Below are 9,313 nucleotides of genomic sequence, written 5' to 3'. Positions count from 1 at the left end.
TGCAATTAATACTGACTGCGGTTAAAACCGCACGAGCCGTTTCCCTCTCTTTCTCTAAAGCCGCTGAGTTTCCCATATCCCGCGAGGTTCTATGATCGAACAATTTGCATAAATTATTTTGAAGGTAAAGGTACGCACAGGGGTTTATCGGCGCTTTCCTTTGCGTTTTTTTAACGATTCTAAGACTAAAGCTCAGATTATTTTGAATGCCGTAGTTTTCAGTAATAGGTAAAGTTGGAGAAGAAACTCTTGTTTCAACCAATGAAGTTAGTGCTTAAACCTCATCTAAGGGACTTCCAAGAAATAAATAGTTGGATATTTTTTTATTTGGAAGTCCCTAAGTTGAAAACCGTAGTTTTCGCCCTCACCCTAAATCCCTCTCCCAAATCTGGGAGAGGGACTTTGAAATTCTAGCTCCCCTTCTCCCAGATTTGGGAGAAGGGGTTGGGGGATGAGGGCAAATCCTTTTGATCACAGAAGAACTACAGGTTTCAAGATAAACGTGGTTTATTATTAGTTCTTAAATCAGGAAACCCGCTAACTCACTGACTCATCGGTGCGCGTCTATGGATGCAACAGACTTTAGGGACGCACAGATGTTCGCCCCCACAAGTTGATTATTTACGAGCCTTTATTGGAAGTTCCCAACTAAACCTTTGCTTCCAAAGACTTGAGTAACTCGGTATTCACACCCGACTCACGAGTTAGGGCAATTTTGCCAGTGCGGGCGATTTCTCTCAAACCAAATTTTTGCAACACCTGCACGATCGCTACCATTTTACCTGGATCTCCCACAACTTCTAAGGTAAGAGAATCTTCTGCCACATCCACGACTCGCGCCCGGAAAATCTGAGACAGTTCGATCACTTCTGAGCGATTGCTGCTACTAGCATTCACCTTCAAAAGCATCAATTCCCGCTCGACGCAAGGAGTTTCGGTAATGTCCTGTACTTTCAGGACATTGACTAACTTGTACAGTTGCTTGGTGAGTTGCTCGATAATGCGATCGTCACCAGGTATAACCATCGTAATTCGGGAGACTCCTCCTTGTTCAGCAGGACCAACAGCAAGGCTTTCAATATTAAAGCCGCGACGCGCAAATAAACCAGAAATGCGGGAAAGAACACCCGCCTCATCTTCTACCAGAACTGAAAGAGTATGTTTCATCTTCGCCAACAGAGGCTAGAGCAGGAATTGAGGAACGCAGACACTAGCTAAGGGCTACGCTAGACGTACTACCGCACTAAAAAAGTCAGTGCGACCTTCTATTTTAAACTTAATAGTTGCACTCATTGCATTTTCTAGAGAGAAATTGGACAGAAATCATACTGCAAGCCGGAATTTCATTGATGCATATCTTTTCATTGGCAGATGCGGCATTTTTGGAAAGCTTTTATAGTCAGATTTGATGAGCCTCTAATATCTAATAGGAGAAAAGTTTATATGGGTTGGTTAAAAAGACTATTTGGAATGGAAAAACCTCAAAATGCAGAAGTAAATCCGACTGCACAGGCTACAGTAGAAGATACTAGTACTAGTGTCGATACTGATACGCAATCGATACCGCCAGAACGTCTGGGATTAAACGGAGAATACGACCAAAGTGGTTTAGCAAAGCGGGTAGCGTTGGCATTTGATGAAGATCCCCAACTCGACGATGTTGATACCCTTTGGGTTGCTCAGACAGGCAGCACTGTAGTCTTGAAAGGTAAGGTTCCTAGTCAAGAAATTCTCAACCAAATGATTACTGTAGCTCGTTCTGTGAATGGTGCTACAGATGTTGACATTAACCAAGCCGCGATTGACTAGGTGGTGAACTACTCCGCCGTAAGACGGACGTAGCTCTCCCAATTCATCGGGAATAGCCTCCAGAACTCCGTAGTACTAGAAAGTCTGACATTCCCTCCTCTTGTCAGGAGTCCTGGTTCCCAAGACCCAAATCTTTTACCCTGAGCGAAGTCGTTGGCGTTCGCGTTAGCGTCTCTGAAAGAGAAGCCTCTCGTTGGCGCAGCCTCTCGAAGAGAAGAGAAGAGAAGGGTTCTCTTGCAACATATACCTCTTAGCTTGGTTTTCGCTTATGGCATTGATGGTCAAGATACTATTTAGCTTACCAGAAAATTTTGGTGACTCGTCATACATCCAGAATTTGTTTTTACCAAGTAAAAAATCAATTCCAGATGCAATCCTGACTTCGTGACGCTGTTCGCGTTCATCACACGCTCACAATCCCCATCTTAGGAATACCTTGTTCGCGTAGCGTCTCGCAGAGAAGATGGGGACTTCCGCGACCCTTTAAGAAATTCAATCATGGCGATCGCACTGCTTACCCTATAGCACAGAAACTATCACATTTAGGGAATAACTAACGGTTAGCGATGCCTGCGGCGGGCTTCGCCTACGCCAATCGATCTCTCAATCCAATCTAAAATAGCTTGGTTGACTTGTTCTGGACATTCATCATGGGGACAATGCCCTACATCCTCCAATTTCAGCACTTCTAATTTCTCGTTGTATTGGGCGAATTGGCTAGCCAGGGCTGGGGGAACAAACCGGTCTTTTTGTCCCCAAATTAACAGCATTGGAATTGTTAAGGTTGGTAATACTGTCTTGACACTGGGACTAAAGTTAATTCCGATCGCAGCTTTAAACAAAGCACTAAAAGCCCTCGCCGAACCTCTATCTTGGGCAGGCTGTGCTAAAATCTCGATTAGTTCATCGGTAATCGCCTCTGGGTTAGCGTAGGCAAGACTAGCCCAACGACGTAGCACCCCAGGACGGCGCACGAAGTTAAACACAGGTTTAAGAATCAACGGCGAAGCAACAATATTTTTAATTGTTCTGACAAGTGGTTGCAGCGCAGGGGGAATTGCTTCTTGCTCTAATGAGGGGTCGGGTAAACTCATCATCACCATACCCCGCACCATATCGGGGTGGGTGGCGGCGGCGGCCATAGAAATCAGTGAACCGTTGGAATTACCTATTAATATCGCTGGTTGACGGATAAATGTTTTCCAAAAGTCGTAAACCTGGTCTACCCAAAATTCAATGCTGTAATTAGCTGCGGCTTTTTCCGAAGCGCCAAAACCCAACATATCTATGGCGTAAACTGTGTGATGTTCACCCAACACCTCTAAATTATGTCGCCAATGACCAATGGAAGCGCCAAAGCCATGTAGCAATATCAGAGGTGTTGTCTGGTGGTGATTTTGGCTAGGGCGAATATAAGTGTAGCGGGTTTGCCAGCCGCGCCAAACCCAATCCCTTTGACTACCAACCCGTTCTTGCCAGTGTACCGCAGTGGTCACACTTACCTCCGATTTATCAGTGTGAAATTCTATTATAAAACTTTGATTTTTCTACATTATTAGAACTTAGGCATTGACAAAAAATACCAAATATGTATTAGGTGAAAACCCACATCTTTCGTAGGGGTTTAGCATGCTTTACCCCTACAGCATCGTCTATTTACGATCAAAGGATAATTAAGAAAAGCCTGAAACAACCTATTTTTTTTAATGCACATTACGATGAATTTGTACAGTGCATAAGTCCTAATTATATGGAAAAAGCTAATCCCCAGCCCCTTCCCTATATTGTTGCAGTGAGCTTAGGCGTAGCCTGCCTTACACTCAAGTGCAAGGCTAATAATTGTAATAATATTTAACATGAGTCGAGATTGTGTAATTTAAATTAAATATTGCAGAGAAATTCTCTCAGAGTCAGTAAAATGACAAATTCAACGATGCAACTGTTTTCTGAATTAGCTACCCTAGAAGTGTAGACTATTTTTTCTCGTCCTGAGTTATTTCAGTATTTTGCCTCTGAGGCATACCAATTTAGACCACACCAAATCCTTCATTAACAGATCCCAGAAATCATAATGGCTGTGATTGAGAAGAAAAGAACTCGCGAACTGCCCCAAATTAACGAACGAATTCGCTTCCCAAAAATTCGGGTCATTGACACTGACGGTGCCCAACTGGGAATTATGCCCCCACAGGAAGCACTGCAACTAGCAGAAGAAAAACAGGTAGATTTGGTGCTAATCAGTGACAAAGCTGACCCGCCGGTTTGTCGGGTTATGGACTACGGGAAATACAAGTTTGAGCAGGAAAAAAAGGCGCGGGAAGCCCGGAAAAAGCAGCACACGGCTGATGTCAAAGAAGTTAAGATGCGCTACAAAATAGAAGAACACGACTATAACGTGCGTGTTAAGCAAGCAGAGCGCTTTTTAAAAGATGGCGATAAAGTCAAAGCCACTGTGATGTTCCGGGGTCGAGAAATTCAACACAGCGACTTAGCAGAAGAATTGCTCAAGCGAATGGCAACGGATTTGGATCCTTATGGTGAGCTTCAGCAAGCGCCAAAAAAAGAAGGACGAAATATGATGATGCTCATCTCACCCAAAAAATAATCCTCTAACTATTTAATAGCCCAAGTTTGAAAATCCCCTGACTTCTAGCTAGGGGATTTTTTAATTTTTCGTTTGGATGCATGCAATATGCGTTTTCGTCTCACATCTGTCATACGTGATTTTCTTCTTAGGGGCAATACATGAATTGCCCCACAGTGGGTCTAGTTTTGCGTAAGTCCTATTACAGACGCGACAGCTTACAGCTATTTTCAGGTAAATAGGGGTTGCTGAAAAAGCTCATTGGTGTCAACTTCAGAAAAAATCTGCTTTGAGAAGGCGTTTTGCCCTCATCCCCTAACCCCGAATCCCAAGTTGGGATTCGGGGAACTAGAGAATTTGCTCCCCTCTCCCAATTTTGGGAGAGGGGCTGTTCTTGTGAGGGTCAAACCTGGAAAGCTTGCCAAGTCTAACTTCTACGTTAAGTTGACACCAATGAGCATTGCTGTGCCCCTACGACAGATGTGGTTCAAATACATGATTTCTGCTGTAATTAGGAATTACGAATTATTTCCGCACCACTACTAAAGTTCCCGTTGAAGCCCATCTGTAAAGATTGTGAGCTTGGTTAACAGGTAAATTTATGCAACCATGACTGACTGGAGTCCCAAAACGGTTATGCCAGTAAGCACCGTGGATGGCATAGCCTCTGTAGAAATACATTGTGTAAGGAACATCAGGAATATTGTAGCCGCTACCTCGCATCCGGTGAGTGCGATACTTAGAATTAATCCGAAATCTACCTATGGGTGTGGGAGTCGATCGCTTACCTCCAGAAATTCGGTATGAATAAACAAGTTTTTTACCTTCCCACGCACGTAAGCGTTGCTCTGACAGGTCAATTTCAATCCAGCGAGGTTGGGATGTTTGCCTGATATTATTAAATAGAGTGATGCTGTTTTCATCGATTGACGTGGCTGTTGCTGTAGCCGAGTTGGGTGTACCTGTTAACGGTGATGACCAAGAAAATAAAGTCACCACCATCAGCGCCACGCCTGTACAAAAAGTTCCAGAGGAACGAATTCCACCATTGCCAATCCAGGTTTGCATTATGCCTCATCTTCTAAACTACGCAAAAATCATCAAGTGAAGTAATTTTCTGGAACACTACAAATTTCCAGATCGACTACTCGCTTTCTGTGGAGGATTTACGCAATTCATCCGCTAACGCTTCTCAAGACAAGTTCTAAGCTAATCTGCGTCCAATTTGCACATTTGTCATTTGTTATTCACTAAGGAACAAGGATTTAATCAAGAGCAACTTTCGCAGGGTGCGTAACGCACCCTGCGAAACAGAAGTTTTGCATTTTGTTTAATCCACATTCCTAATGACTAATTCCAAAGGACAACTTTTACAAAAAATCTGTCTTTTAAATACCTAAATGCAAACTTTTCCCGAATTCTTATTTGCATTTGTAACTTCACAGAGGAATTGTCAGGATTTACGCTTATTTTTTTGGGCAAGTTGTTTAATGCCCTCTTCTATATTTTATTTCAAGTTCAGTAATTCCGACTCCGAAGATTCCCAGCAAGATTTTATGCTGGGAATTACTTAATTGTCTTGATTTGTTGTTATTTATGATTTTACCTAAATTGCTTTTTCGCTGCTTCACCTACTATTTCTGGATAACTACTGGTGTCCCTACTGATGCCCACTCGAATAGCCATTTAGCATGTTTAGGTGCTATATTCACACAGCCGTGGCTGACTGGAGTACCAAATGTCTTACGCCAGTAAGCTCCGTGAATAGCGTAATTACCTTGGTAAAACATTGCATAAGGAACGTTGGGAACATTGTAGTTTTCCCCCCGCATCTGTGTACTTTTGAACTTTGATTGAATCTTAAAAGTACCAATAAGAGTGGGAGTGGATTTTTTGCCAGAGGAAATAGCGTTTCCATAAACAACTCTGTCACCTTCCCAAGCTATTAATCGTTGCTTTGAAAGATTAATTTGAATCCAGCGCTGATCCGATTGTTGTAATGTCTGGATTGTTTGTGCAATCACTTCATTTTTGGAATTCGCCCAAACTTCACTCGTTCCAGTAGTAGTAGTAAAAACACTTAAGGACAATGCTGTACCAGTCAGGAGTATTTGTAAGCAACGCACCCAGTCAGGATAAATCAGTTTTTTCATTTTAGATACACTCACACTCAAATCATCGGCTATTGGGAAACTTATCAGTTTTCACCTTTATTTCCCTATCTACTACTTTAATAGACGTGAATTTTTGATGATTTGATTCTAAGTTAAACTAACTGTTGTATTAGCTTTTTTGCCCTAGATGCGATCGCTTCCCAGTTTCCCTCTGTGACAAGCTTTTTGGGAAATAATCCACCGCTCAAACCGACAGCGATCGCTCCGGCTTCTAAAAATTCTTTGGCATTTTCCAGAGTCACGCCGCCAGTAGGAATTAAGGGAATCTCACCCAGCGGTCCTTGCAAACTTTTGATATAATCAGCCCCTCCCATAGCTTGCACAGGAAACACTTTTACACAACTAGCGCCCTGACTCCAGGCGGTAACAATTTCTGTAGGAGTCAGCGCTCCTGAGATGATCGGCACATCTTTTTGTTGTGCTGCTTGAATCATTGCCGAATCAAGGTGGGGTGTGAAGAGGAATTGCGCCCCAGATGCGATCGCAGATTGTAGCTGCTGCACATTGAATAGTGTACCAGTACCAATGGTACAGCTTGGTAATTGTGAGCGTAGTTGACTGATTAATTCCCCAGCGCGATCGCTATTCCAGGTAATCTCAATCAACTGCATTCCCCCAGATGCTACAGCCATTGCCATTTGCTCTCCCACTTCGATTTTTGGGGCGCGGATGACTGCGATCGCTCGATGTTTTTGCAACTGTGATAACCAAATTTGATTAAGCATTTTAACTGGGAATGGGGACTAGAGAATAGTTTTCCTAATACCTAATTTTCAATTATCCTGGCGATGCCCAAGTGGGGAATCTTGGTAAGAAGGTTGCTACAACTAAGTAGGTAAGAATTAATCAAACTAAGTTACGTAATGTAAAATACTTAAACTGGCTTGTAGTCAGGGTTTCAGCTTTTACTACAAACCTTGAATTATTCACGCCCATTTAAGAGCGCCCGTTGTAGATATCGCCTGATTTTGCTTCCTTTACATTACTTTAGAGACAGTCTTTGAAAATTAAGCTTAATTCTTCTAGTAGAGGAGCGAGCTAATTAAAAGGCATATACTCCAATTACCAAGCAATAGTTTAATACGCTCCTAGTTCAAGACCTACTAGGAGCTTTTTTTAATTGATTATCTACCTTAATGGAGCGGATATCAAAAAACCTAGTAGCAATTAGGGTATTCCTTATGGATATAAATAATTAATTCTGATGGTAGATGTAGTCAACAGATTAAGATTGATAATATTTATTTGTGGGTAACGAAAGTCTACGAAATTAATAACAATGAATATTATTGCTTGGATTGTTTTAGGTTTAATTGCTGGTGCGATCGCAAAAGCTATCTACCCCGGTCATCAAGGTGGCGGAATTCTAGGAACAATCTTGCTGGGAGTCATCGGTGCTTTTGTTGGCGGTAGTTTAGGTGTGTTCTTCAGTACGGGAACATTAACTTTAGCAGCTCCTACTCTTAGCATTCCTGGTGTTGCGCTAGCAGTTCTTGGTGCAATTATTGCGGTTTTCGTGTGGAACCTAATAACTAACCGCAGTGCTGTATAAAAACAAAGTCGCAGTTAATGAATGAGGAAGATTTAGCCTATTCATCTAACTATTGTTATTTCTGAATTAAATAAAAAATAGCGCCAGCCTGTCATTAGGCTGGCGCTGTTTTTTTAATGACTGATAAATAAAATAAGAATTTGTGGAAATCTAATGCCGTGCCATCGCTTAAAATAATATCCATTAATCGTAGGTTGTGTTAGCGTGTCATTAAAATGTTTTGAAACATCGCTCTTTATTCTGCGATGATTTGAGACAGCATATCATCGAACAATTTGATTCTGTTTTGGATATCAGCCTTAGTTCTTCCACCACCTGTAAAAAGCTTTGATTTGTCTTCTATAAATAGCCTCTTTGTCTCTTCAATTACTCTTGGCTTCCGCTCGACTAAAATATCTACTTCGTCCAAATGTCTACTAAACCCAACCATAACTGCATCATAATAGGCTTTATAAGCACTATCCTTCCAGGTGTCAGTCTTGGGATCAAAAGGCTTGAATAATTTTTTGGCGTAAATTTTGTCCGCTAAATCTACAGTTTTAATAAAAATCCCGAAGGGCTGTAATTCTCTGTTGACCATCCATTACCTCATAAAAGTTAAACTCTTTCTCGTAAAGAACAATTGGAGGAACAGGAATGTTGATTAAAAACGATTCGATAAGTCGTGATTGCATCTTTTCATCCCACCGATCCCTTCTTTGGTAAAAAGGGCGCACATCCATATACCCAGGTTTCTTTAGTGCTTCGACAAAACTCGGAAGCTTTTCACGGTTCATTTCAGTGAGTATTCTTTGCTCACCAGACTCATACTTATCGTTAATTTCACTATCAGACATTTGGGTGCGGCTTTGGAAGGCTGATGCTTTCCACATCTGTTCTTCAGTTGGTGCAAGTTGCATTGACTATATCCTCCACAAGTCCAGCGTGATCCGATATTAAATTAGCTGAATATAGCCTAGCGCTTTCTTATGCAGCAAAGTTTTATGATGTTAGATGTTATGAGCAGCTTTAGGGATACTAGCACTACCGGGTATCTAATGCACTTTGATGTCAGTCAATAGCAAAGCTGCATTGAACTTAGGCAAGTATAAATACGCTGAAATTTCCAACTTTTATGAAATTTTCAATAAGTTGCATTAGTCGCTACACACAAAGCGACAATGTTCAGTTAAGCTGTAAGCGCTATGATTAAGG

General features: G+C 41.8%; 11 protein-coding genes. 3 read left to right on the top strand and 8 right to left on the bottom strand.

Going from position 1 to position 9,313, the window contains the following annotated elements; genetic code table 11:
* A partial coding sequence (locus ACYTXL_RS29625; RefSeq protein WP_461927761.1) for a hypothetical protein occupies positions 1–262 on the bottom strand: 262 nt, incomplete at its 3' end.
* Between the two features lie 386 nt (positions 263–648).
* On the bottom strand, positions 649–1,167 hold the full coding sequence (gene ilvN, locus ACYTXL_RS29620; RefSeq protein ID WP_292792623.1) for an acetolactate synthase small subunit: 519 nt from the start codon (positions 1,165–1,167) through the stop codon (positions 649–651).
* 276 nt (positions 1,168–1,443) lie between these two features.
* Here ilvN and ACYTXL_RS29615 point away from each other — a divergent pair, with 276 nt between their 5' ends.
* Complete coding sequence (locus ACYTXL_RS29615) at positions 1,444–1,809, top strand: BON domain-containing protein (protein WP_461927760.1); 366 nt, start codon at positions 1,444–1,446, stop codon at positions 1,807–1,809.
* A 560-nt stretch (positions 1,810–2,369) separates the two neighbouring features.
* On the opposite strand, the gene ACYTXL_RS29610 is transcribed toward ACYTXL_RS29615, so the two are convergent.
* Positions 2,370–3,305, bottom strand: a complete 936-nt coding sequence (locus ACYTXL_RS29610; RefSeq protein WP_461922564.1) for an alpha/beta fold hydrolase — start codon at positions 3,303–3,305, stop codon at positions 2,370–2,372.
* Between the two features lie 575 nt (positions 3,306–3,880).
* Between ACYTXL_RS29610 and infC the strand changes: the two genes are divergently transcribed.
* Positions 3,881–4,414, top strand: coding sequence for a translation initiation factor IF-3 (gene infC, locus ACYTXL_RS29605; RefSeq protein WP_461922563.1), 534 nt, complete (start codon positions 3,881–3,883; stop codon positions 4,412–4,414).
* A 504-nt stretch (positions 4,415–4,918) separates the two neighbouring features.
* Here the strand turns inward: infC and ACYTXL_RS29600 are convergent.
* The 3 genes from ACYTXL_RS29600 to ACYTXL_RS29590 form a co-directional block, all read right to left on the bottom strand.
* Positions 4,919–5,461: a L,D-transpeptidase gene (locus ACYTXL_RS29600; protein WP_461927759.1), complete on the bottom strand. Its 543-nt coding sequence runs from the start codon at positions 5,459–5,461 to the stop codon at positions 4,919–4,921.
* A gap of 566 nt (positions 5,462–6,027) precedes the next feature.
* Positions 6,028–6,546, bottom strand: a complete 519-nt coding sequence (locus ACYTXL_RS29595; RefSeq protein WP_461927758.1) for a L,D-transpeptidase — start codon at positions 6,544–6,546, stop codon at positions 6,028–6,030.
* Between the two features lie 113 nt (positions 6,547–6,659).
* Positions 6,660–7,292, bottom strand: coding sequence for a bifunctional 4-hydroxy-2-oxoglutarate aldolase/2-dehydro-3-deoxy-phosphogluconate aldolase (locus ACYTXL_RS29590; protein ID WP_461927757.1), 633 nt, complete (start codon positions 7,290–7,292; stop codon positions 6,660–6,662).
* A gap of 554 nt (positions 7,293–7,846) precedes the next feature.
* Between ACYTXL_RS29590 and ACYTXL_RS29585 the strand changes: the two genes are divergently transcribed.
* The gene (locus ACYTXL_RS29585; protein ID WP_461927756.1) at positions 7,847–8,119 is read left to right on the top strand and encodes a GlsB/YeaQ/YmgE family stress response membrane protein; all 273 of its coding nucleotides are present in this window, start codon (positions 7,847–7,849) and stop codon (positions 8,117–8,119) included.
* 235 nt (positions 8,120–8,354) lie between these two features.
* On the opposite strand, the gene ACYTXL_RS29580 is transcribed toward ACYTXL_RS29585, so the two are convergent.
* Positions 8,355–8,699, bottom strand: a complete 345-nt coding sequence (locus tag ACYTXL_RS29580; protein WP_461927755.1) for a hypothetical protein — start codon at positions 8,697–8,699, stop codon at positions 8,355–8,357.
* A complete protein-coding gene (locus tag ACYTXL_RS29575) occupies positions 8,659–9,018 on the bottom strand; it encodes a DUF262 domain-containing protein (protein ID WP_461927754.1) in 360 nt (119 codons plus the stop codon). The genes ACYTXL_RS29580 and ACYTXL_RS29575 overlap by 41 nt, the downstream gene beginning before the upstream one ends.
* Positions 9,019–9,313: the final 295 nt, after the last annotated feature.

The organism is Nostoc sp. (genome assembly GCF_054880495.1).
The sequence above is the reverse complement of the archived record's forward strand: the minus strand, read 5'-3'. Positions and strand labels throughout refer to the sequence as shown.